Here is a 17,815-nt window from a genome sequence, read left to right as displayed (position 1 = left end):
TGAGGTGGGTTATGAGTCTAAGGGAGCTAAGGCAGAAGCGAGGATATACCCAACGTCAACTAGCCGATAAAATCGACGGAGTTGGCTATGGGCGTATCGCTGATTACGAGAATGGGCGGCGTCCGATTGAGGGCATGTCACTTGGCGTTGCGCTGAAAATTTGTGACGCTTTGCGCGTGAGTAATCCTCGCAAACTGTTAGAGGCTGATAAGCCAAAAGAAAACACTAACGATTAGTTGTTAGGTGTGTGCCCTAATCAATCTTTGAGCGTAGGCCGGTTAGCGGCTTAATCAGGTGCAAACCCTGACTACGCACTGTGGCTTAGCCACTAATTTAAATGCCCCGCAAGTGCGCCAACACTTGCGGGGCTGACCTTTTCAAATTGGAGATTCAAAGAGGCGCTACGATTGTAGCGCCTCACGCGGAAGTGAGGAAACCATGCGTAAGTGTGTCGCGGCTGTTGCCGCAGTAATCGCCTTGATGTCGTTATCCGCTTGCGGTAGTGACACTGCCAACATACCGCCTTGCGTTAATGAAGACGGGTCTGGTCAGGCTGGACTCTGCTATTGGGACTCTGCCCGTATGGGCAACGGACGCGGTACCGGCCTGTACATCTACCGGGACGGCCTTCTGATCGACGAACGCTACTAAGCGTTTCAACCAGTTCAATCAGTCGCGCGGCTGTCTCCGCGCTTCATCAATTCAAGGGAGATTCAACAATGTCTATCGAGGAAATGTGGGACGCGCTAAAAGATGATTACGGTGTGTCCGAGCAGACTTTGCAAGTTGTCACCAATATCAACGGCTACAGTACCGACACCATGCATGACGTGCTGTACGTGGTAGCCGCCGAACGTCACTTCGATGGCGAGGTGGCATGATGGCACGCTATCATTACGCTTTCTACTGGACTTACGGTGTCGGCAAAAAATGGGATGACGGGTCATGGCCGGGGTATCTCATGGTGTTTGATTCGAGGGCTGAGCGTGACGCTTGGGTTGCCGACGACGTTTTTGATGGCAACTGGCATCGTGAGGCCATCACGGCAAAAGAGGCGCGTCATATCATGGCGGACACGGTTATCGGTTGCGACAACGATATGGCCGTCCGGTACGACCGTAGTCGGTCGGCTGTTGAACGGTATGCTTCGACTGTCGAACTGGTCAGGGCATGGCGGCGTGTTGACATGCAGCATAACCCGGCCGCGTATTACGCGGATTGATTGCCGTGATCGACCACTGGGGACTCGGCTACATGGTGCGAGTCCGTCGTTAAATAATTCGTTTCGGGGCATGGCGTTGTGGCTATGCCCCTTTGTTTTAGGGAGTTTTGAAATGAAGATTTACGCTGATGAAATTAAGGCCATGGTGAAACGTGTTGACGCGAAACTAGCGCCGTTATGTGATTATGGGGGATTTAAGCCTTATGAGGGTATCTACCGGTTGGGCGACTGGGGGTATGTGACCGAAACCGAATACAACAAGGCCTTCGAGAGTGAAGCTGGCTGGGCCCAGGACGCTTATATTTTGGACAGCAACGGTGTAAGTCGCGCTACTATCTGCCATCTGATTAACGAGGATGATGACGGTAAGGCAATCTCTGATTACATCAACGAGTGTTTTGACAACGACCAAATGGACAATGTTTTCTACACTGAAGCCACTGAGGATGGCGAGTGTTGAGAGTCCATCATGTTCTGCTTGTGGCCGCGCTAGTCGCGGCCATTCTCTTTCTCAGGTGGGTTGGTTTTATCCAGCCGACTCCCCAATGTTCCACGCCTTACGGCGTTGATGATACCGCCACTTGCGTGTATGGCGATTACGCCTATCACCGTGGCGTGCAAATCTGACAATCGATTTTTTGAAGTGAGGTAAATTCCGATGAAGAAACTTGCTAATGATCCGTCGCGTAACGTGAATGCCGTAAGCGGCATGTGGGTACGACTACGCAAGGACGGCTCGAAATACGACGTGAGGTATGTCAACGCTAGGGTGAAACGAGTCTGGTCGTTGTCCCAAACGTCCGAGGGTACCGCGTGGAACGTTCAGTCCAGGGGAGTCCAGTATGAGGATTTCCTGAACGGCATGAAGTCAAGTTCGGTTGACCTTGAGCATGGCTGGTTGCTGGTGCCTGACTCGGAACGGTGTGGAATCGTTCGGGTGCCGGTGCCTACCGGTATGGACGCGAAACGTGTTGGTGGCATTCAAGCCGACCCGCTGGTCGATATGAATTGGCGCAATGATGGCGAACGGTTCCTGAGTAAAGTTCACTGGCCGGTGCCTGTACCTGTTGAAGATGAGAGCAAGTGGGCTGGTGAGGATGAGTTTCTGGATGATGAGCCGGCGCCGATCACTCAGGAGATTGCCGAAGTCCCGCCCAAGGTCAACACGTTTGCCGTGTCCTACGCGACTCTGCCTGACCTGATGATGGCTAAGGAATGCCCCGAACTGCAAGGTTTGGGCCCTATCCGTCACTTCCGTACCAGCAAAGGCCGCAAGGTGGCCTACGTTGCTTCGGCCAACGGCAGGTGCGTTGTCGCCTACCGCGCCCGTTATGAGCGTGACAGTGACAAGGTGCTGGAACAGGCGGTGGCCGATTACGTGGCCGTCGCCCGTGACCTGTGGGCTAAGGCGGCGTGACATGAGCGAGCTGAGAGACAAGGCCACGCGACTGTTGTTGAAGTCGGCGTGGGAAATGGCTGATGACAACGAAGATGAGCTATCCGCCGTGTTCGACGGTCAGCATGGTTTCACGGATGACTTACGTAGGCGTGCGATCGATACCCTGGAGGGTGTCGGCTGTATGCCCAGTACGCCGCCTGACAATGATGAAATGGAACGTTTGACCGCTGATAGCGGTTTCACGTTGGACGTGCTGGATAAGAGAGCGCGTGAGGTTTACGACTGCGCCTATTCCACCACGTATCAGCGTTATCAAACCGCTATCGCCATGCTTATCGATGATTTGCTGGGAGTACTGTGATGGAAGTCAGGATATCCACGGCGAAGATTCGTGAGGTGCTGGAATCGTCCGGTTGCGCCTACACTGCCGAGAATATCGCGGCCGTGCGTGCCAACATTCCATTGCATACGTCCGATCTGATTCTGGCGGCGTTGAACGCCACCGATTTACCTGACAAGCGGTTTGCATTGCCGCTGTTCTAAGTTCTTGCCGTCCGGTGTTTTTCCCTCACTTCCGCTGGACGGCAACCCATTTTTCTACAAACCAAATCAATATTTTTTAGGAGATTATTATGAGCGCCACTATCAAACTTACGTTGATCGATTACCGCGTCCGAGAATACTTGGACGACTGGCGGAGTAACCTTATGCTCACCCAATACGTGTATCCCGATGGCGAAACCCAACAGTTCATGAATATGTTGGGCGAACTGGACGGCGTGGCACACGATATTGAGGCACAGTATGAAGACGTGTTCTCGTTTGATGATTACGCCGATTTGCTTGGATCTCTGACACCTGAATGGCGCAAGGCGTTCCCTGACGCGCCGGACGGGTGGAAACACAAGGCGGGTGAGATTTACATCTACTAGTAAAAATTCGGATACTATTCTATCCCAATATGGTATATGATTGATACCATCTGTTAACCGTTAAGGAGGTTTATTATGGGTAAGCTGGTCGCCAATATTGATGATGATGTCAAGGCGCGTGCCGCCGCGCTCTACGATTCCATGGGCATGAGCCTGAGCACCGCAGTCAACATGTTTTTACGCCAGTCTTTGGTGGACAACGGGTTGCCGTTCAAGCCGACGCGGCACACGCCTGACGGCTATCCGGTGCCGCCTGTTCACAATGCCTACATGTTCGAGCGTTCGGAGAAGGGTCATGTGATACTGCCCGCCGATTGGGATGATTCGGAGGATAGCGTCTATGACCAGTACGCCAAGTGAACCGCGTCTGTATGACGTGTGGCTGATGTGGGTGGAGTTTCCCGACCATCCCGGTATCGGCAAGCCGCGTCCCGTGGTAATCACCGAGGTTGACGGTGATCTGGTGTCGGGCATTGTGGCGAAGATAACCGGCAACACTGATTGGGATGAGGCCGGCGACGTTCCACTGCTTGACTGGAAAGCCGAGGGACTGGCGAAGCCGTCGCTCGTGCGCTGTTCGCAACGCTTCTATTTCAACAAGAGCGAACTGTTGCGATGGTTCGGACGCCTCTCGTTGAGGGATGCCGAGCATGTCAACGACGGGCTTCAAGCCACGTTGGATATTCCACCATACAGGCGGAGCGTATAGCTGTTATCGTTTTCATGGCCTCATGGACTTGTTCTATGGGGCTGTTCTTATATAAACCATCATTTAGAACCGTACTATGGGCTTTCTATGGTGCGGTTTTCATATAAATCAGCATTTAGACGGGACTCTGGAGTGGTCTATTGTCCCGTCAATCGTTTTACGGGACAATACAAAGGAAGGTTTTGTCATGGAAGACAAGTTGGAGAATTTGCAGGCGTTGATTGAGAGCTCGGGACTGGGGGATGTACGCCAAAAGGTGCGGGGCATGCCCGAGGCGCGGGTCCTGTGGGTATTGGATGGATATAAGGTTGATGGGTTGCCGTCCGGCCGTGAGTTTTTCATCGAATGGGATTCGCTGGAGCACGTGCAAAACCAGTTGAGGGAGCTTGCGGACGGCGGCTATGACGCCGACGATGACGTGGCCCAGATGATGAATGACCTTGTGCCTGTCGATACGGCGTACAGTCGTATGCGCAAGGTCCGCGCCAGCTTGAAGTTTTTCGCCGCGATGGCGGAAGGCGACGGTATGGGGACCTACCGTATCTCCCAGCATGTCACGACAGTTGAATACCGTCAGGTCAAGGCTCCCAAGGGATTGACCTTCGCCGAACTGTGCGATTGGGTAGAGGAGAACGGTGACGGCGACCTATACGACGTTGACGATATCGGCAGTGACGTGTTCGCCGCCAGTCGCCAGGATGGTACGGAACTTGATCCCAAGGAGTCGAAATGATTACCGCTGTCTACCGTTATGAGCGTTTCGACCCGGCCACGAACACGGAACTGTGGCGGCGCATACCCGGCTGGAGGTTGCGTCTCATGTGGCTTCAGGCATGGGTAAAGCGCGATAAGGCGGCTCGAATCTCATATCGGGCTTGGCTGTACGCCAATGCTTCAGGCGGCGGGCAATGGTTGGCCGCTGACATGTTGGACTGGAATCAGGAGGTAATCAATGGACGCTGAACGTATGAGAGCCGCCTTGCATGAGGTGTGGAAATACTATGACGAGGCGGGGGAGAGCGGGGAGAACTATGTGCTTGCCCCCGATAATCTCGCCAAGTTCGCTACCGACCTGTGCAGGGAATATGAGGCGGATCGTCATTCCAGTGACTGAAACGGTGGGAAAACGGTGCCGGACGTCTAGCTCACGTCCGACACCAGCCTTTATCAATCAATTATCTCTGAAAGCAATTAATTGGAGGCTTATGCAGCGTAGCACAAGCCTCCATAAGGAGGAAAATCATCATGCAGGATGTGAACATCGTAACCACGGGTGATGGCGTCAGACTGGTCAGCCCATATCATCCCGATTGTCCGAAGAAGGCGAAGGCCATCGGCGGCAAATGGGATGCGGCCACACGTTCATGGAAATTCGACGCGAGAGACCGCGAAAGAGTGGAACAGCTCGCCGCCGAACTATGGGGCTGGTCGGACGGTAGCGGCGACACGGTATCGATTCGCGTTAATGCGGACGACTACTATGCCGGAGAAGAGATTCGCGTGGCCGGACGTTGCGTGGCCCACCGTCCGGGCCGTGATCACGAGGTACGGCTCGCCAACAACGTCGTCATTGTTAAAGGAGAGTTCGCCCCATCTGGAGGCAGTGTGAAGTACCCGCAGGTCGGGGAATGCGACGACGTGATATTGGAGATTCGTGACTTGCCCGCGACTGCGCTTGACCTATTGGACAAGTCCAAATACGAGCTGATTGACGGCTCCCCGCTCATAGCGCTCAGGACGGAACGCCAGCGGCTCATGGAGCGTATAGCCGATATCGACCGTCAACTGGCGAAGGTAGAAGCATGACTGGTATTCTGCCTTTGGTGCGTAACCTGTTGACTCGCCCGGATGCCGAAGCTCTGGCCGAGGAGTATCTGGCGACTGCACCTGATGCCAGTCGCGGCAAGTACAGGCGCATTATGGAGAAATGGTTCGAATGGTGCGCCATATATGAGTTGAAACCGTTGGACGTCAAAAGGGTGCATATCGAAATGTACGGTACCTGGCTGAGAAGCCAAGGACTGTCGAAAGGCACCCTCAAAACCGTGTATTCAACGATCTGCTCGTATTACAGGTACCTCTACGAGGAGGGGTATCTTGACCGGAACCCCGGATTGCATGTGAAACGTCCCCCTACCCGTCACTGGTCTCAGGGTTCGTGGCTGACTCGTGACGAGGCGCAACGGTTCCTCATGCTCGCGGAATCACATCCTGATGATTTCGTGCCCGGCTGCTGCTGCCTCATGCTGTTGAACGGTACGCGCGTGGGCGAAACCCTGAATCTGGATATCGAGGATTGGCATAAGCACGAGTCCGTGGAAACGGTACGAGTGCATCGAAAATATGATTGGATGCAGAATCTCGCCATCAGTGACCGGACCTCGCGTGCCCTTGAACGGGCATGTAGGAACAGGAAGAGCGGGCCTATGTTCGTCCGTGGGGGAGTCAGGGTAACGCAGCCTCAGATTCTGTCCGTCGTGGTCAGATTGGGCCATGAGGCAGGTTGCCCGGAACGTATCACCAGTCATTCATTACGCCGCACCTTCGCCACCCTCGCCCGCGAGGAAGGCGTGCCGGATATCCAGATCATGGCTTCTGGCGGGTGGAGCAGCAGGGAAATGGTTGATTACTACGACATGGGTCGATTGTCTGTCACTGATAACGCAACCGTGACCGTGACCAAGGCGTTGGAGAATAATAACGAATAACCGTGAAAAGTGGGCCTGATTATACGAAAACATGGTTCTGCTTCGTCTAAACCCGCGAAAAGGAATTTTTTATTGCTTTTTCGCTGGTTTAGTCCATAATGGACGTGTTAGAAGCCGTCACTGCCTCTCATGGAAGCACACTAGGACGGCATTCCTATCACAGCAGGTAGTGGCGGTGGAAATGCGCTACGAATACGTAAAACTCCGCCCATGCCTCTATAGTGGTCATGTATCCCCGAAGCCATGCGTCCCTCAGTGCGCGATAGAAACGCTGAACGATTTTACCGTCCACGCCTTTTGCGTAACGTGTGATGAACCTACGGCACGCATGGTTGATAATCAGAATCAGTTTCGGCGTGAACCATATAGGCCACTGGTTGAAATCAGGCAAATCGCCTAATGAGCCAGCCGTAAAAATGGTTCCCTTAGTCATGCTGTTCATTGTTTCCTCGGTCAATGTTTCCTCCGATTCTCGATAATAGCGACGGCTCCCAATAGGAGCATGAACAAGATGATTGGCACTGGTTCCACTAGTGGAGCCTCCGCATCCAGTACAGGGTGTCCGCCCTGCGCTCCAAGTCGGGCAGGCCATAAGCGGCACGATATGCTTGTTTGGTGAGGCAGCAGCTTGCGCGGGCACGTCTCATACCCCAGTTCGACTCCGTCAAATACTGGGAGACGGTCAGCGTGTGCCATTTCATGTAGCCGAGATACGCCTTGCAGCAACCGATCATGCCTTGTTGGAGCCTGACGCTACTGCAGAACAGGTCAGGCTGGTAGTACATGATCTTGCCCAGTTCCGTCAGCTTGTTGTTTACGATCCTGAGCTGGCTGGGTAGAGTCATCGGTTGGCTCATGAGTCCGCCACGGTGATTACGTGATTGTCGTTGAGTTTGAGATCAATACCGCCGACGGTGACGCGAATCTCTCCGGTGGGAATGGTCATATATTCACGGGTTATGATTCTGCTCCCTGGCTTTTGATACTCATTGAACGTGTATTCCGTTCGCATGTCGATTTCAATGTGTTCGATCATGCCCCTGATGACGCTTTTGCCGACCTGTATGATGACTTTTCTTCCCAGCATGCGAGGTGACAGGTCTGCTGCCTGAATGGTCTTCATAGTTCCCCCTTGGCTTTGCGCATGTAATATTCCTCAGCGGTCAACACTTCAGACACATGCATGCCGTCCACCATTTCATGCCACGTCAGCCACGGGGAGAAAGCAATAATGCCCCACATGACTGTTTGCCATGCCCTGAGGTCACTGGGCTTATCCCACGAGTCCTTAATCGAGTCGAATTGGCGGCGAATGCACATATACCAGCCGTTCAATTCCCCCGCATGAACACGCAGCCAGTATTCCCCCGGTGCCTTCGGCTCCACGATGTTTGGACGCGGCTTCTTTGGTGCGGGACGGGTCGCGTACGCGAAATTGTCGTGAGTGACAACAATGGCTACATCTACTGGTGAATTGTTTTTGGACCTCGTAATCACGTAGGTTTCTGCGCCAGATTTACGATGGTCAACGCTGGCTGCGTCCAAAAACCAGCCCTTAAACACATACGTGTTCGTGCTGCCTTTGACGTGAATCAGATCACCGGGCTTCAGGTCATCCCATGCGACGCGAATCTTCTTGCTCACCTGTGGTCCTCCTTGCCGATATCGCTGAATCGTGTGTAAAGCCGGTCGTTCACGACGTACGTGTTGTAATCATCCTGTTGGATGTACCACCAGCGGTTTTGATGGCCGGCCTTCAGATACTCCTCGCACGTGTGGTCGATGGTGTTGTCGGGGTTGACCTTCTGCCTGAACGACAGTTCATCGACTACGTGGTTGCCGGCCACGAGATCGGCTATCCGGTCGATACGCTCCGGCGTGAAATCGGGGGTGACCACGTACACGACACGCACCTTCTGACGGTCGAACCATTTGCGGGGCAATGCCAACGCCACGTCATCGGACAAGCTCGTGGGCCGCATGTGATACACTACGCGGCTGAACCTGATCTGCTGCATGACCTGAGCCACGTTGCGTCCGCATTGGAAGTAGCTGGTGTGCATCTCGGTTTCCGTGAGCCAGCCTCCGGCCCTGTGTATCGCCTCCCGGTAGAAGGCGACACGTTTCGATGCTTCCGGCTCGCGCATGGGGAAACAGGGGTCTCCGCCGCCGCTGAAGCTCAGGAACCTCATGGGGTGGCGTTCGCTTTCACGGCTGATGGTCCGCAGCGTGGCCTGCATGTCGGTCACCGGCACGTTCAATCCGGTTTCCCTGACGATGCAGTAAGGGCATGTCCAATGACAGCCGAAATTCGTGATAACCGAATAATGTCCGTTCATTGTGTTTCTCCGATAAGCTGTTCCATGTCTTTCACGTTGTCCTGCTTGCGTTTCAACGCATTGCAGCGACGTATCCACTCGCGTTTGCGCTTATAGACGTTTGTTATCTCCACATTGCTCAACAGTTCGTTGCATGAGCAGACAAGCTGGGGGATGTCCGACTCCGAGTCCGTTTGCACGACGGGTTTCTCCCCGCAGGCGGGGCATTCGGGAACCGGCTCGTCAACCACTGCCTTCAACCGTCTGCAACCGGTATTCCACTTCTGAACACTCTCGTCTTCAAAAAACGAGGCGAACGAAAGGATGCTTTCGACGTGATCGCACCATTCCAAGAGCTGCCACGAGTCTTTTTCCAGCCAGTAGTCGCGGTAGTTGCGGGTGACGCACACATGCTTCAGTTTGGGTACGAGTCCGCAGATGGGGCATGGTTCCACTACCGGTGGTTCAGGTTCCGGTTTTTCGACCGGTTCCGGCTCCTCCAAGTGCAACAGTCGTTTCAGCCGGTTCACATGCCCCTCGATTCCATCGACTCGTTGAACGCCTTCTGAAACGCTTCAACACCGGCTCCAACGGCCTTTTCGACGGAACCGTCGGGCGACGGCATCACGGTCACGTGCGCGCATGGTCGCATGTCGTCACCTATAAACACGCTGCCCGGTTCCAGTTCGCCCACCACCGGGACTTCCACGGTGAACGTGGCTAGTTGAAGCGCCTTGGAATACAAGCCCAATACCACTTCCGTGGTACCAAGATTGATGCTCATTGAGTAATCTCCCTGTGTCCGAGGAACTTGTTGACGAAGAACGTCTGACCTTTGCCCGTGACTTTCGGCGTCTTGTTGATGGTCGTGTGACCGTCCGAGTGAACCACGGTGGTTTCCTTGATCTCGAACAAGCCCAATTCCATAGATTTCTGCGTGGGCATGTTGCGAGAGCTGCCGGTTTTCATCAGCCATCCGTTGTCCCTCAGCCACGCGAACAAGCGAGTGCCGCCAATATCCACGCCATTGCCTTTCAGGACTTTCGCCAAGTCGCCCACAAGGATGCTGGTCTTCGAGGTTTCCACAGCGTCAGCGAACAATGCCTTGGGACGCATCCGTTCGACCTGTGCTTGGGCCTTCTCCTTTTCCGCCCGCTCCTGTTTGATTTGTGTGGCAAGTCGGATAAGGAAGTCGGGTTCGGTGACTGCCTTTTCCAAAGTCGATTCGGTCATGTACGCACCATGCCTGCGAATCGATGGCAGCACCTCATGCGTCACCCAGCGTTTGAACTCGCGAGCCTCGGGCTTGCGGCTGCGTAACACGAGGGAGTACAGGCCGGACTCGGACACGAAAACGGGTGCCTTGCCACCGTTCTGAGCAATATCCGTACTACGGATATTGGTGATTTCATCGGCATCGAGGTATTCCCGAATATGGTTGGTGGCCGTACTGAGAATGGTGCATACGTCCGCTCCAAGGAACCACGGGTTGCCGTGTTCATCGGTTAGGACACGCACCTGAATGCCCCTGAAGTCGAATGGTTGAATCTGGCTGCTCATTGGTTGTCTCCTTCCTTGGATTGGTTTTGTGCGGCTTGCATGATCTCCCACACGTCCGCGTTCTCGGACAATCCGGTTGTGAGCCGGTAGAAATCACTGAACCTGTAAAGCGGATTGCTGTACGAGTCCTCGCCCTGCTGGGGCAACTGGCCGCGATGTATCCAACTGCGCAAAGTGCTGCGGTTCACGCGCATCCCGCACGCCTTGATGATGTCCAATAGTTCGCCACGGGTTCTCACCGCCTCCGATTGGAGGAGACGCTTCACCCGTTCCGCCCTGATAAGGGCGACCGGCATACTGAAACCGCATTGCGGGCATTTCGCCGTCTCCGCGTCCGCATAGCCGGAGAGCTGGCCCAGGCACCCGTTGGCGGGGCATGGCCCGTACAACACGGTTTCCCCGTCATCGTCCGTGAGGAAACGACGCAGTTTGCGCACCAGCCCGTGAACCGGTTCCGCGTACACGGGCGTGGACGGGTGCTCGTCGAGTTTCGGGTGATTGGCGATTCGGTAAACCATGTCGGCCAGCGGCGCCGATTCACGCAGGTTCAGTTTCAGGCTGCGCACCCACTCGTAGAGTGTGCCTTGCAAGCCCGGATAACCGTGGTCGTCGTCAGCGTACAGCAGGTCGTGCAGGGTTTCCCTTACGGGCGCTGGAGCCGTGCCCGCGTTCCCGCCGCCACCGTTCTTGTGCCCGTAGGCGCGGTTGATGCGATACTCGGTCAGGTCGGGCAGGTTGCGTTCCAACCATTGCAGGTCGTTGGAGAGCTGGCGTTCATGCCATGCGCACAACAGGCTCCGGTTCTCGGGTATCCCATGCCCGATGAGCATGGACGGCGCGTCGGTCACGATCTCCCGCCAGCAACCGTCATAGCGGCAGAGCCTCGTGTTTTCAGGGGAAAAAGACAAACTGACCTAGACCTTCACTCATTAAGAGCTTCGGACGTGTCAGCAAGATCAATAATGCACGGGCGTCTCTAGTTTTCCAAATGTGGTTCGGCGTGTCGCGGCAGTATGTCACCCAACCCCAAGTCGCCCGCGCCGAGGAAATGCCGTACCGGTGTACGCCGCTTCGGCTTCGCCGGCTCCAACTCCAACGGGTTGCGACTCGAGGCCGTGATTCGAGCCGCCTCCTCGGGTTGACGGCCCAACATGCGCTGACGCCGGTACAGCCACGCCGCGTCACCCTCCAAGCCCCGCGCATCGCACTCACGCGCGATCTCCGCCTCCGAGGGCTTCGCCTTGCCGCGCAGTCGGCGGACGATGGCGTTGATGTCACCCGAACCACACCAACGGCCGGTATCGTTCTCCGCATAGAAGCGTCTCACCGCCTCCTGAGCCTCGGCGGCGGTGATGTCCGTCCTCAGTTCCGAATGGAACGCTTCAAGCTGAACGTCATCCCATTGCGCGTTGCCGTGATGCGCGTTGATAAGCGACAATACGGCTGCTGCCTCACCCCTGCTGAGCATTGAAACCTCCCTGCTGCTGGTATCTTGCACGTTCCTCGGGTGTCATGTACTGCCATGTTTTCGCCAGATTCGCCTCAAGGTTCTGCTGGCTTCGGGATTTCAACGGTTGCCCTGGTCGTGGCTTCGGCGCTTCGGGCTTGGGTTTCTCCCAGTTGCGGGCGTACAGTTCACCGCCGATGAACCGGCTGAACGTTTTCACGTACTGCTCGTCGGTGGCCTCCGCATACGCTCGAGCCTTGGCTTCGAGAAACATGCTCGGGTCGGAGTCTCCAGCGGCTTTCACGATCTTCGGCCAATCGACCTCCAGCTGCATACGGGACTGGGAGGTTTTCCCGTCAAACCTGTTCGTCGGATAGAAAGCCTCGATACGGTCAAGCAGATTACCGAAGTCCGGCTTCGAGGGGGTAGGGGGAGTTGAATTATCTTTAGATAATTCTTCTGGTGTTCTGGTGTTCTGGTGTTTGTCCCGATTCAGACGTGATTCAGCCGTCTGAAAGTCATCTGAATCGGAGGTTTTTACCTCGTTTTTATTTTTACGGTAATTTTCAGCATTGCTTTCGCGCTTCTTTTGTACCTGTTCGCGACTGCGATTGTGTATAAGATAATCGTGAATATAGTACCCGTTGTTCCCGTCCGGTTCGATCATGCCGACATTGCACAGTGCCTCAAGTTCTGAATCGGTGATATCCAGCACGTAAAGCGCATCATCTTCACTGATATGACCGTCTGAAAGATTATCTCCGCAGAAGGTAAGCATCATCGTGAACGCACCTATCGCGCTCGGGCATGTGTGCCTGAGTTTTCGCACCTTGCGATTCATGTAGAAGCCGTTGACAAGCTGGATGTATCCTTTTCGGGCCATCGTTATACCACTTTCCTGAAATCTAAACTCACCAGACTCATTCCGTCTCCTCAATCATGGTTTCGAGGGCAGCGACCGCGTTCTCACTGCGGTTCTCGGCTACTGCCTTCCAGAATTTCGTATGATCCAGGTCATTTCCTGTCCCTTTCCCAAATATTCTCAACCATTCCGCACCACTTGTCCCATGCTTCCTCTCTCGTATCGGCATAAGGGGCTTCCAAGTGGGTGCAGAAAAACATGTAGCGGCCTCTCCATTCGAATATGAGCGGGACACATCCGTAGAGGGGGCAGCAGTGCCGAATCTTCGATGCTAGATTGAACATGTTCGTCTCCTTAAATCTCGTATGAAGTTGTGGCGGCTTCGCCAGTCCGAGGGCGTGCCGCTCGTCACCGTGAGCAGCACGCCGTTGTCGTAGACTTTCCAGTGGCCGGTCGTGGCCCTGACCACCGTGTATCCGTGTGAGGCTATCCAGTGCATGAGTTTCCGGTCGTCCCCCCGCGCGGTCATGCTTTGAGCCTCATCTTCAACGCGAGACCGTTTTCATGCACGCTGCCCTTATCGAAGCCCATGAAACCGTTGAATAGTTCGTATTCGAGCAATACGGTGTCCACGCGGAACTCGTCGTACTGATGGTTTTTGATGCGTTCCATGACAAGCCTCATCGATGCGACGGTATCCCTGCGGTCGGCCTGTATGGGAATGAGATACGGCCAAAGATTCCATTCGCCCGGATGATCGTTCAGCCAACGGGCGAAATCAACGAGTTTCCTATCTTCCATCATTTCCCCTTAGGAGCGTTCCCTCACGATATAGTCCGGGTGTTCCCGGCAATAGTCGTATATCAGTTTCAACCATGCGATGGCGCTGTCCACGCTGCCCCAATAGTTCGGCGGATTGTATTTGCCGCGCAAAACATACAATGGTTCCAAGTAGATGTCTTTCAACGCCTTGTCGATACGGGCTGCGGCCTCCCCGGCCGTCAACCCGTCCAGGTCATGCTTAGGATGGACCTTGTAATCGGTGAAAAACGCGGATAGATTATACGTGTAGTTGAAATAACGGCCATGAGCGCCGGTCCGCACATGCTCGCCGTCCCGTTCGCATACGTCAAACCATTCCGGTTCCGGCACATCCTTGTCCACTATGAACAGGTCGTAGCTCATTCTTCGTCTCCTTCGATGATTCCATGTCCTGCTATCAATGCGAGGGTCTTTAAGTCGGTGAGCACGGGCTGGTTGTCCATGCTTGACAGCGAGTCCAAGCCGAGACCCTTCTGTTTGAACACGACGAACCAGTAAGGTGCGTCAGCGTTCCCCGCCTCGGTACGGCCCTCCTGCATCCACTCCTTGAGTCTCCCCGGATAGGTGCTGTAGTTTTTACACTCCAATACGACCGGCTGGCCGTGGATACGCAGACCGGTGATATCGCCCTGGTCTTTCGTCCCATGCAACACTTCACGGTGTATCGTCTGCTCGCTGTCACCCAACCGGGCGCGCAAATAGTTGACCACCTTGGATTCAAGCAGTGTGCCTTTGGCTTTCTGTCGGCTCATTCGTCCATCCACCATTCAGTCGGGTCATCGTGAAACTGGCAGTCCACGCAGTTTCCGAAAACATTGATGATTCCTCCGCAGTACGGGCAATGCTCATACTGGACGGGCAAATAACTCGGCTTCATATCAGAACTCCGGGTTGTCTCGTAATCGTTTTTGCACGTCCCCGCGCATCTGCTCGATCACATCGACCCGAAGTCAGGTAGCCAAGCGAATCTCCTCTGCCGGACGGTTCGAGTCTTCAATGAGCAGTTGCCATGCTTTACTTGCCGCTTTGCTCAACATGAGCCCCCTTCTCCAAATTAGAGCTGATACGCACCCGATAGTCGGTGATGCTCCAAGTCAGATGGTTCAGTGGTCGCATTCCACGTATCCGATGCTCATGATTTCTCCTTGACCGGTTTGCAGTTGTGTGGCGCTTGTGAGATTCTGCTGGTCTGGCATACGTATGATCGGCTGCCGTCGCGGAGGATGATGGTGTCCGCCGTTTCTTCAGCCCAGCCGAGATAGGCAACGAAGGCGAAGAACAGTACGAAGAACAGTACGGCGGCGGCGATGGCGAGTGTTGCGGCCTTGCCATAGCGACTCATTCGTTTACCGCCTTCCGCGCCAGTGCGAGTAGTTCCTTGGCTTGTCGGATATAGTCTTCCTGCCATCCGGGGAAGCAGCCTTCGCGATCCCATGCTTCTTCCTCGTCCTTTGCCGCATATTCGTCGTCATACCTTTTGCAGCTGTTCCAGAGGAGCCGTTTCGCCACGGCTTCGATCTCGGCGTCAGCCGGTGGCGCATTGCGGCCGCGCAGGTACGCTTCCTGTAAATCGTCCGTGTCGCAGTAAAACTGTTTCTTGACATGCGTTCCTTCCCAGTGGCGGGTCGGATACGCCTTCTCGGCTTCATCGTCCGCGATGCTCATTCCTACATCTCCTTTTCGTTGTTCCTGTAGTTCTTGCCTTTGCTTCTGTTTATGCCGCCCCATATGCCTTGCAGCGGGTAGCCGTTTATCAGGGCATGTTCCGCCGCGTACCGTGCGCATTCGCATATCGCCGGACATTGGGCGCAGGCCTTGAGCGCCAATCGTTCCTCGCTGGACGTGGTTGGGAAGAACAGGTCAAGGTCCATGTCACGGCACGCGGCCTTGTCACGCCAGCCGCTCAATTCAATTCCTTCTTCGCGTTTTGAGACTACTTACGCTCATGATTCCTCCTTGAGCGTGGCGACATATGCGATGGCCTTGCGTTCACGCTTCGCATACTTCTCGCACTTGCGCTTGAGACGTTTGAGGCTCATGGCGTACAGGAAGTCTCTGAAGTTGCCGTCTTCGCAGATTTTGGCTTGATAACGGCCGCAGGTGCCTTCCGCGCCGATATGCGCAACCAAATGGTCTGTAAGCTGAATCTCGTTCATGCGTTTTCCTTTCGATATGGGTTTAGCGTGTATTCGGGCGATTCCTCGCCGGGCATGGGATTCATGTTCTTGACGGCTTGGATATACCCTTCTTCCCATGCTTTTTCGGCTATCTGCCGGTCATGCTCCTTGAGCCATGCTTGATAGGCGGCTCGGCCTTCCTCGATGGTTGACTGGCCTGTACCGAAGCAACTCAATTCGACGGCGGATTGGACCAAATCGTCATACACTCGTGGTTTCATTCCTCCACCTCGGTTTCCTCGCCGTAATGGCCGTAGAGTTGGTCTGCCGCATCCTTGGTCGTGTAGAGGCATTTCGCGGGCGTATGTGCGTAGTCGTAGATGGCGGCTGCGACGACCTCGCGAAACTCCTCACGGGTGAATATCCTCGCCTTATAGCTCATCGTCTGCCTCCGTAAAATCGTTGAACGATGGGCTGGCACAGCTCATATCCCTTCTGGGCCCACATCTCCAGTGTTTTGAAGATCACAAGAATCGACAGTGAGTCGAGCCCGTCGTCAACCAGTTTGGGAATGTTGCTGTACTGTGCGTTCAGTGTCGTATGCCCGCTCCGCCCGCTGGTGAACGTGAATCCCAGCATGTCCACGGGCGTTCCGGTTTCCTCCGGCGTGATGGTCAACCGGACCTTGAACTTCCTGCCCAACGGCATCGCCTTGTCACTCATCGTCCGCCTCCTTGATTGCCTGTTGCAGTGCCTGCATGATTTGTTTCGCCTCGTCCACGCTCAGATAAGCGCTTGCAGATTGGCCAACGGTCTTGTGCTCCGGGCGGGAGTCGTCCCGGTCGAGGTGAAACGTCACCAAGCTGGAAGAGCCACGCCGATGATTGGCGATCTCTACCCGATAAACCATGTATTCGTCATCGTCAATCGGGATAGTGAGCCTCGTGCCGGCATAGTGGATGCTGCCAAAGGTCAAGTCGAACGATTCCGTCTCAATGCTCAAGGTTCATCTCCTTTTGTCCGGGATTGTGCAGATCGAAATGCTTGCAGCCGGTACGGTTCTCTCTGTCAGCCTCGACCACGCGATGCAACGCGAACGAGAGACCCGCCATACGTCCCGTGTCGAAATCGTCGCCCACCCCATACGTGGAGCACTTGACGATCTCATCGTGGATAATCTTCTGCACGTCACTCATCGCCCGCCTCCCTTGCATCGGGGTTTATCGTGTCATCCCTGTAAGGAGTGGCCACGCCGCCGCAGCCGGGACAATAGCCGAAATCCGGTTTGATGAGGTTGCCCTGGATGGTGAACCAGTCACGGCTCATGGACTGTCCGCATCGAGAACAGTCGAAGCCGCTGTCCGGGTCGATGAAACTCGGCCCGTTCACATCCTCCGGGTTCTCGATGGTCGCGTCCGGGCGGAATACGACTCGCTGGTGAATCACGAGCGTGGAGATGTCGGTCAACGGCGCACTCTTCCTGCGGTCCTTGAGCTTCTTGCGATACTCGTAGACCTTTTGGCGCGGCACTCCGGCACGCTCCGCAATCTGCTTCGGTGTCAACTCATCCTCAGAGATAAGCCTCAGAAGCGTGTCCAACGTCTCGGCCGAAAGTCGGTAATACTGCCGTGTCCCGCTCATCGTCCGCCTGCCAGAATCTTGTAGAGCAACGTGAAGCATTTATCACCGTTGCAGACGCGGTTTCATACGACGATGCTG

39 protein-coding genes are annotated in these 17,815 nt (G+C 54.9%); 15 read left to right on the top strand and 24 right to left on the bottom strand.

The genetic code is table 11. From position 1 onward, the window contains the following. The first annotated feature begins 11 nt into the window (after positions 1–11). The 15 genes from FYJ31_RS09965 (at position 12) to FYJ31_RS09900 (ending at position 6,970) form a co-directional block, all read left to right on the top strand. Positions 12–236 (top strand): helix-turn-helix domain-containing protein, encoded by a 225-nt coding sequence (locus FYJ31_RS09965; protein ID WP_080826334.1) that lies wholly within the window; start codon positions 12–14, stop codon positions 234–236. A gap of 483 nt (positions 237–719) precedes the next feature. Beyond that, a complete protein-coding gene (locus FYJ31_RS09960) occupies positions 720–881 on the top strand; it encodes a hypothetical protein (RefSeq protein WP_154536594.1) in 162 nt (53 codons plus the stop codon). Further along, positions 878–1,222: a hypothetical protein gene (locus FYJ31_RS09955; protein ID WP_136500213.1), complete on the top strand. Its 345-nt coding sequence runs from the start codon at positions 878–880 to the stop codon at positions 1,220–1,222. The genes FYJ31_RS09960 and FYJ31_RS09955 overlap by 4 nt, the downstream gene beginning before the upstream one ends. Before the next feature lie 112 nt (positions 1,223–1,334). After that, positions 1,335–1,682 carry a hypothetical protein gene (locus FYJ31_RS09950; protein ID WP_136500214.1) on the top strand — a complete coding sequence of 116 codons (348 nt, stop codon included), beginning with the start codon at positions 1,335–1,337 and terminating at the stop codon, positions 1,680–1,682. Positions 1,683–1,880: 198 nt separating this feature from the next. Then, the gene (locus FYJ31_RS09945) at positions 1,881–2,639 is read left to right on the top strand and encodes a hypothetical protein (RefSeq protein WP_136500215.1); all 759 of its coding nucleotides are present in this window, start codon (positions 1,881–1,883) and stop codon (positions 2,637–2,639) included. 1 nt (position 2,640) lies between these two features. Beyond that, entirely contained in the window at positions 2,641–2,982 is a 342-nt protein-coding gene (locus tag FYJ31_RS09940) for a hypothetical protein (protein WP_154536593.1), read from the top strand. Beyond that, on the top strand, positions 2,982–3,164 hold the full coding sequence (locus FYJ31_RS09935) for a hypothetical protein (protein WP_052789116.1): 183 nt from the start codon (positions 2,982–2,984) through the stop codon (positions 3,162–3,164). The genes FYJ31_RS09940 and FYJ31_RS09935 overlap by 1 nt, the downstream gene beginning before the upstream one ends. An 89-nt stretch (positions 3,165–3,253) precedes the next feature. Next, entirely contained in the window at positions 3,254–3,553 is a 300-nt protein-coding gene (locus FYJ31_RS09930) for a hypothetical protein (RefSeq protein WP_071477981.1), read from the top strand. 75 nt (positions 3,554–3,628) lie between these two features. Continuing rightward, positions 3,629–3,913 (top strand): type II toxin-antitoxin system RelB/DinJ family antitoxin, encoded by a 285-nt coding sequence (locus FYJ31_RS09925; protein WP_071477980.1) that lies wholly within the window; start codon positions 3,629–3,631, stop codon positions 3,911–3,913. Further along, positions 3,894–4,262 carry a type II toxin-antitoxin system PemK/MazF family toxin gene (locus FYJ31_RS09920; RefSeq protein WP_071477979.1) on the top strand — a complete coding sequence of 123 codons (369 nt, stop codon included), beginning with the start codon at positions 3,894–3,896 and terminating at the stop codon, positions 4,260–4,262. Before FYJ31_RS09925 ends, FYJ31_RS09920 begins: the two co-directional genes overlap by 20 nt. Before the next feature lie 187 nt (positions 4,263–4,449). Beyond that, positions 4,450–4,995: a hypothetical protein gene (locus tag FYJ31_RS09915; RefSeq protein ID WP_154536592.1), complete on the top strand. Its 546-nt coding sequence runs from the start codon at positions 4,450–4,452 to the stop codon at positions 4,993–4,995. Next, positions 4,992–5,225: a hypothetical protein gene (locus tag FYJ31_RS09910; protein WP_071477977.1), complete on the top strand. Its 234-nt coding sequence runs from the start codon at positions 4,992–4,994 to the stop codon at positions 5,223–5,225. Before FYJ31_RS09915 ends, FYJ31_RS09910 begins: the two co-directional genes overlap by 4 nt. Then, a complete protein-coding gene (locus FYJ31_RS12530) occupies positions 5,215–5,376 on the top strand; it encodes a hypothetical protein (RefSeq protein ID WP_229774045.1) in 162 nt (53 codons plus the stop codon). Before FYJ31_RS09910 ends, FYJ31_RS12530 begins: the two co-directional genes overlap by 11 nt. A gap of 131 nt (positions 5,377–5,507) precedes the next feature. Further along, positions 5,508–6,068, top strand: coding sequence for a hypothetical protein (locus tag FYJ31_RS09905; protein WP_071477976.1), 561 nt, complete (start codon positions 5,508–5,510; stop codon positions 6,066–6,068). Beyond that, positions 6,065–6,970, top strand: coding sequence for a tyrosine-type recombinase/integrase (locus FYJ31_RS09900; RefSeq protein WP_071477975.1), 906 nt, complete (start codon positions 6,065–6,067; stop codon positions 6,968–6,970). Before FYJ31_RS09905 ends, FYJ31_RS09900 begins: the two co-directional genes overlap by 4 nt. Positions 6,971–7,127: 157 nt before the next feature. On the opposite strand, the gene FYJ31_RS09895 is transcribed toward FYJ31_RS09900, so the two are convergent. From FYJ31_RS09895 to FYJ31_RS09785, 24 genes are all read right to left on the bottom strand, one after another. Then, positions 7,128–7,403: a hypothetical protein gene (locus tag FYJ31_RS09895; RefSeq protein ID WP_131234415.1), complete on the bottom strand. Its 276-nt coding sequence runs from the start codon at positions 7,401–7,403 to the stop codon at positions 7,128–7,130. 97 nt (positions 7,404–7,500) lie between these two features. Next, the gene (locus FYJ31_RS09890; RefSeq protein ID WP_071477973.1) at positions 7,501–7,815 is read right to left on the bottom strand and encodes a hypothetical protein; all 315 of its coding nucleotides are present in this window, start codon (positions 7,813–7,815) and stop codon (positions 7,501–7,503) included. Between the two features lie 8 nt (positions 7,816–7,823). Continuing rightward, entirely contained in the window at positions 7,824–8,093 is a 270-nt protein-coding gene (locus FYJ31_RS09885) for a hypothetical protein (RefSeq protein WP_071477972.1), read from the bottom strand. Further along, entirely contained in the window at positions 8,090–8,614 is a 525-nt protein-coding gene (locus FYJ31_RS09880) for a hypothetical protein (RefSeq protein ID WP_071477971.1), read from the bottom strand. The genes FYJ31_RS09885 and FYJ31_RS09880 overlap by 4 nt, the downstream gene beginning before the upstream one ends. Then, entirely contained in the window at positions 8,611–9,309 is a 699-nt protein-coding gene (locus FYJ31_RS09875; protein ID WP_071477970.1) for a hypothetical protein, read from the bottom strand. The genes FYJ31_RS09880 and FYJ31_RS09875 overlap by 4 nt, the downstream gene beginning before the upstream one ends. Next, a complete protein-coding gene (locus tag FYJ31_RS09870; protein ID WP_154536591.1) occupies positions 9,306–9,791 on the bottom strand; it encodes a hypothetical protein in 486 nt (161 codons plus the stop codon). Before FYJ31_RS09870 ends, FYJ31_RS09875 begins: the two co-directional genes overlap by 4 nt. A 23-nt stretch (positions 9,792–9,814) precedes the next feature. Continuing rightward, entirely contained in the window at positions 9,815–10,072 is a 258-nt protein-coding gene (locus FYJ31_RS09865; RefSeq protein WP_071477968.1) for a hypothetical protein, read from the bottom strand. Continuing rightward, positions 10,069–10,848, bottom strand: a complete 780-nt coding sequence (locus FYJ31_RS09860) for a phage antirepressor KilAC domain-containing protein (protein WP_071477967.1) — start codon at positions 10,846–10,848, stop codon at positions 10,069–10,071. The genes FYJ31_RS09865 and FYJ31_RS09860 overlap by 4 nt, the downstream gene beginning before the upstream one ends. Further along, a complete protein-coding gene (locus FYJ31_RS09855; protein WP_081356702.1) occupies positions 10,845–11,696 on the bottom strand; it encodes a hypothetical protein in 852 nt (283 codons plus the stop codon). Before FYJ31_RS09855 ends, FYJ31_RS09860 begins: the two co-directional genes overlap by 4 nt. A gap of 128 nt (positions 11,697–11,824) precedes the next feature. After that, positions 11,825–12,316: a hypothetical protein gene (locus FYJ31_RS09850; RefSeq protein ID WP_025221607.1), complete on the bottom strand. Its 492-nt coding sequence runs from the start codon at positions 12,314–12,316 to the stop codon at positions 11,825–11,827. Beyond that, on the bottom strand, positions 12,300–13,076 hold the full coding sequence (locus tag FYJ31_RS09845) for a hypothetical protein (RefSeq protein WP_229774044.1): 777 nt from the start codon (positions 13,074–13,076) through the stop codon (positions 12,300–12,302). Before FYJ31_RS09845 ends, FYJ31_RS09850 begins: the two co-directional genes overlap by 17 nt. Positions 13,077–13,682: 606 nt before the next feature. After that, positions 13,683–13,961: a hypothetical protein gene (locus FYJ31_RS09840; protein WP_229774043.1), complete on the bottom strand. Its 279-nt coding sequence runs from the start codon at positions 13,959–13,961 to the stop codon at positions 13,683–13,685. A gap of 6 nt (positions 13,962–13,967) precedes the next feature. After that, entirely contained in the window at positions 13,968–14,342 is a 375-nt protein-coding gene (locus tag FYJ31_RS09835) for a hypothetical protein (RefSeq protein WP_071477963.1), read from the bottom strand. Further along, positions 14,339–14,731, bottom strand: a complete 393-nt coding sequence (locus FYJ31_RS09830) for a hypothetical protein (RefSeq protein WP_154536589.1) — start codon at positions 14,729–14,731, stop codon at positions 14,339–14,341. Before FYJ31_RS09830 ends, FYJ31_RS09835 begins: the two co-directional genes overlap by 4 nt. Before the next feature lie 380 nt (positions 14,732–15,111). After that, entirely contained in the window at positions 15,112–15,321 is a 210-nt protein-coding gene (locus FYJ31_RS09825; RefSeq protein ID WP_154536588.1) for a hypothetical protein, read from the bottom strand. After that, positions 15,318–15,644 carry a hypothetical protein gene (locus FYJ31_RS09820; protein WP_015713524.1) on the bottom strand — a complete coding sequence of 109 codons (327 nt, stop codon included), beginning with the start codon at positions 15,642–15,644 and terminating at the stop codon, positions 15,318–15,320. The genes FYJ31_RS09825 and FYJ31_RS09820 overlap by 4 nt, the downstream gene beginning before the upstream one ends. Before the next feature lie 2 nt (positions 15,645–15,646). Continuing rightward, complete coding sequence (locus FYJ31_RS09815; RefSeq protein ID WP_081356701.1) at positions 15,647–15,886, bottom strand: WhiB family transcriptional regulator; 240 nt, start codon at positions 15,884–15,886, stop codon at positions 15,647–15,649. 36 nt (positions 15,887–15,922) lie between these two features. After that, on the bottom strand, positions 15,923–16,135 hold the full coding sequence (locus FYJ31_RS09810; RefSeq protein WP_069483776.1) for a hypothetical protein: 213 nt from the start codon (positions 16,133–16,135) through the stop codon (positions 15,923–15,925). Next, entirely contained in the window at positions 16,132–16,377 is a 246-nt protein-coding gene (locus FYJ31_RS09805; protein ID WP_143081262.1) for a hypothetical protein, read from the bottom strand. Before FYJ31_RS09805 ends, FYJ31_RS09810 begins: the two co-directional genes overlap by 4 nt. Further along, positions 16,374–16,538: a hypothetical protein gene (locus FYJ31_RS12525; protein WP_174773053.1), complete on the bottom strand. Its 165-nt coding sequence runs from the start codon at positions 16,536–16,538 to the stop codon at positions 16,374–16,376. The genes FYJ31_RS09805 and FYJ31_RS12525 overlap by 4 nt, the downstream gene beginning before the upstream one ends. After that, the gene (locus FYJ31_RS09800) at positions 16,535–16,819 is read right to left on the bottom strand and encodes a hypothetical protein (RefSeq protein ID WP_071477960.1); all 285 of its coding nucleotides are present in this window, start codon (positions 16,817–16,819) and stop codon (positions 16,535–16,537) included. The genes FYJ31_RS12525 and FYJ31_RS09800 overlap by 4 nt, the downstream gene beginning before the upstream one ends. After that, complete coding sequence (locus FYJ31_RS09795; protein WP_012577832.1) at positions 16,812–17,099, bottom strand: hypothetical protein; 288 nt, start codon at positions 17,097–17,099, stop codon at positions 16,812–16,814. Before FYJ31_RS09795 ends, FYJ31_RS09800 begins: the two co-directional genes overlap by 8 nt. After that, on the bottom strand, positions 17,089–17,292 hold the full coding sequence (locus FYJ31_RS09790) for a hypothetical protein (protein ID WP_071477959.1): 204 nt from the start codon (positions 17,290–17,292) through the stop codon (positions 17,089–17,091). The genes FYJ31_RS09795 and FYJ31_RS09790 overlap by 11 nt, the downstream gene beginning before the upstream one ends. Continuing rightward, positions 17,285–17,737 carry a helix-turn-helix domain-containing protein gene (locus FYJ31_RS09785; protein WP_195839492.1) on the bottom strand — a complete coding sequence of 151 codons (453 nt, stop codon included), beginning with the start codon at positions 17,735–17,737 and terminating at the stop codon, positions 17,285–17,287. Before FYJ31_RS09785 ends, FYJ31_RS09790 begins: the two co-directional genes overlap by 8 nt. Positions 17,738–17,815 lie beyond the last annotated feature (78 nt).

The organism is Bifidobacterium sp. WCA-178-WT-4B (assembly GCF_009696495.1).
Taxonomy (GTDB): Bacteria; Actinomycetota; Actinomycetes; order Actinomycetales; family Bifidobacteriaceae; genus Bifidobacterium; species Bifidobacterium infantis.
Note: the sequence above shows the minus strand (reverse complement) of the source record. Positions and strands in the feature narration are given on the sequence as shown.

Coding starts and splice junctions, on each gene's coding strand:
- FYJ31_RS09965 (WP_080826334.1), top strand. CDS start 12: ATGAGTCTAAGGGAGCTAAGGCAGAAGCGAGGATATACCCAACGTCAA.
- FYJ31_RS09960 (WP_154536594.1), top strand. CDS start 720: ATGTCTATCGAGGAAATGTGGGACGCGCTAAAAGATGATTACGGTGTG.
- FYJ31_RS09955 (WP_136500213.1), top strand. CDS start 878: ATGATGGCACGCTATCATTACGCTTTCTACTGGACTTACGGTGTCGGC.
- FYJ31_RS09950 (WP_136500214.1), top strand. CDS start 1,335: ATGAAGATTTACGCTGATGAAATTAAGGCCATGGTGAAACGTGTTGAC.
- FYJ31_RS09945 (WP_136500215.1), top strand. CDS start 1,881: ATGAAGAAACTTGCTAATGATCCGTCGCGTAACGTGAATGCCGTAAGC.
- FYJ31_RS09940 (WP_154536593.1), top strand. CDS start 2,641: ATGAGCGAGCTGAGAGACAAGGCCACGCGACTGTTGTTGAAGTCGGCG.
- FYJ31_RS09935 (WP_052789116.1), top strand. CDS start 2,982: ATGGAAGTCAGGATATCCACGGCGAAGATTCGTGAGGTGCTGGAATCG.
- FYJ31_RS09930 (WP_071477981.1), top strand. CDS start 3,254: ATGAGCGCCACTATCAAACTTACGTTGATCGATTACCGCGTCCGAGAA.
- FYJ31_RS09925 (WP_071477980.1), top strand. CDS start 3,629: ATGGGTAAGCTGGTCGCCAATATTGATGATGATGTCAAGGCGCGTGCC.
- FYJ31_RS09920 (WP_071477979.1), top strand. CDS start 3,894: ATGACCAGTACGCCAAGTGAACCGCGTCTGTATGACGTGTGGCTGATG.
- FYJ31_RS09915 (WP_154536592.1), top strand. CDS start 4,450: ATGGAAGACAAGTTGGAGAATTTGCAGGCGTTGATTGAGAGCTCGGGA.
- FYJ31_RS09910 (WP_071477977.1), top strand. CDS start 4,992: ATGATTACCGCTGTCTACCGTTATGAGCGTTTCGACCCGGCCACGAAC.
- FYJ31_RS12530 (WP_229774045.1), top strand. CDS start 5,215: ATGGACGCTGAACGTATGAGAGCCGCCTTGCATGAGGTGTGGAAATAC.
- FYJ31_RS09905 (WP_071477976.1), top strand. CDS start 5,508: ATGCAGGATGTGAACATCGTAACCACGGGTGATGGCGTCAGACTGGTC.
- FYJ31_RS09900 (WP_071477975.1), top strand. CDS start 6,065: ATGACTGGTATTCTGCCTTTGGTGCGTAACCTGTTGACTCGCCCGGAT.
- FYJ31_RS09895 (WP_131234415.1), bottom strand. CDS start 7,403: ATGACTAAGGGAACCATTTTTACGGCTGGCTCATTAGGCGATTTGCCT.
- FYJ31_RS09890 (WP_071477973.1), bottom strand. CDS start 7,815: ATGACTCTACCCAGCCAGCTCAGGATCGTAAACAACAAGCTGACGGAA.
- FYJ31_RS09885 (WP_071477972.1), bottom strand. CDS start 8,093: ATGAAGACCATTCAGGCAGCAGACCTGTCACCTCGCATGCTGGGAAGA.
- FYJ31_RS09875 (WP_071477970.1), bottom strand. CDS start 9,309: ATGAACGGACATTATTCGGTTATCACGAATTTCGGCTGTCATTGGACA.
- FYJ31_RS09865 (WP_071477968.1), bottom strand. CDS start 10,072: ATGAGCATCAATCTTGGTACCACGGAAGTGGTATTGGGCTTGTATTCC.
- FYJ31_RS09860 (WP_071477967.1), bottom strand. CDS start 10,848: ATGAGCAGCCAGATTCAACCATTCGACTTCAGGGGCATTCAGGTGCGT.
- FYJ31_RS09850 (WP_025221607.1), bottom strand. CDS start 12,316: ATGCTCAGCAGGGGTGAGGCAGCAGCCGTATTGTCGCTTATCAACGCG.
- FYJ31_RS09845 (WP_229774044.1), bottom strand. CDS start 13,076: ATGATGCTTACCTTCTGCGGAGATAATCTTTCAGACGGTCATATCAGT.
- FYJ31_RS09840 (WP_229774043.1), bottom strand. CDS start 13,961: ATGATGGAAGATAGGAAACTCGTTGATTTCGCCCGTTGGCTGAACGAT.
- FYJ31_RS09835 (WP_071477963.1), bottom strand. CDS start 14,342: ATGAGCTACGACCTGTTCATAGTGGACAAGGATGTGCCGGAACCGGAA.
- FYJ31_RS09830 (WP_154536589.1), bottom strand. CDS start 14,731: ATGAGCCGACAGAAAGCCAAAGGCACACTGCTTGAATCCAAGGTGGTC.
- FYJ31_RS09825 (WP_154536588.1), bottom strand. CDS start 15,321: ATGAGTCGCTATGGCAAGGCCGCAACACTCGCCATCGCCGCCGCCGTA.
- FYJ31_RS09820 (WP_015713524.1), bottom strand. CDS start 15,644: ATGAGCATCGCGGACGATGAAGCCGAGAAGGCGTATCCGACCCGCCAC.
- FYJ31_RS09810 (WP_069483776.1), bottom strand. CDS start 16,135: ATGAACGAGATTCAGCTTACAGACCATTTGGTTGCGCATATCGGCGCG.
- FYJ31_RS09805 (WP_143081262.1), bottom strand. CDS start 16,377: ATGAAACCACGAGTGTATGACGATTTGGTCCAATCCGCCGTCGAATTG.
- FYJ31_RS12525 (WP_174773053.1), bottom strand. CDS start 16,538: ATGAGCTATAAGGCGAGGATATTCACCCGTGAGGAGTTTCGCGAGGTC.
- FYJ31_RS09800 (WP_071477960.1), bottom strand. CDS start 16,819: ATGAGTGACAAGGCGATGCCGTTGGGCAGGAAGTTCAAGGTCCGGTTG.
- FYJ31_RS09790 (WP_071477959.1), bottom strand. CDS start 17,292: ATGAGTGACGTGCAGAAGATTATCCACGATGAGATCGTCAAGTGCTCC.
- FYJ31_RS09785 (WP_195839492.1), bottom strand. CDS start 17,737: ATGAGCGGGACACGGCAGTATTACCGACTTTCGGCCGAGACGTTGGAC.